The organism is Streptomyces kronopolitis, from assembly GCF_014646275.1.
In the GTDB taxonomy this organism is placed as follows: domain Bacteria; phylum Actinomycetota; class Actinomycetes; order Streptomycetales; family Streptomycetaceae; genus Streptomyces; species Streptomyces kronopolitis.
Map to the genome: position 1 here is coordinate 1 of NZ_BMND01000132.1, position 529 is coordinate 529.

Below are 529 nucleotides of genomic sequence, written 5' to 3' on the forward strand. Positions count from 1 at the left end.
ATCTTCACACCTTTTTCTAATAAAGATCTAATTATAGAATCACTATACTTGTAATTCAATAAAAATTCTAATTCTTCTAAAGAACCCTCTTTTTTAAAACGCTCCATTTTAGCGCTCAAACCCACTTCTAGATAAAAGTTATCCATGTAGCTTTGCGGGTCTTTTTGAAACGAAGAAAGCTGCAAGCGTTTGAACGCCAAACTCTTATGCGCTAACATGCAAGGCGAAAACAATAACAAAGAATTGATGCGGCGCTGTTGTAAGATTTCATTATAAGCGTATTCTATCGCCTTAATCGCCCCCATAGAAAAGCCTGACACATCATAAGCCCCTTTTAAAAGCCACTCTTCAAACAAAACGCTTTCATTAATGAACCCAAAACCACTAAAAAAACGCATTTTCACCCGTTCAACCAATCATACAAATTAGAATGTTCTAAATATTCTTGCTCCAATAATAGAGCGCTCAAGCGCTTGCAAGCTGCAATTTGCGGCTTTAAAAACTCCAGTTGCTCTTCATAAAGAACGCT

The 529-nt window shown here is 36.7% G+C and carries 1 protein-coding gene; it reads right to left on the reverse strand.

The window, feature by feature from the left end:
• Positions 1 to 416: pimelyl-ACP methyl ester esterase BioV (bioV, locus tag IEY78_RS35485; RefSeq protein WP_229700357.1), on the reverse strand; the 416-nt coding region annotated here is incomplete at its 3' end.
• Between the last annotated feature and the right edge of the window lie 113 nt (positions 417 to 529).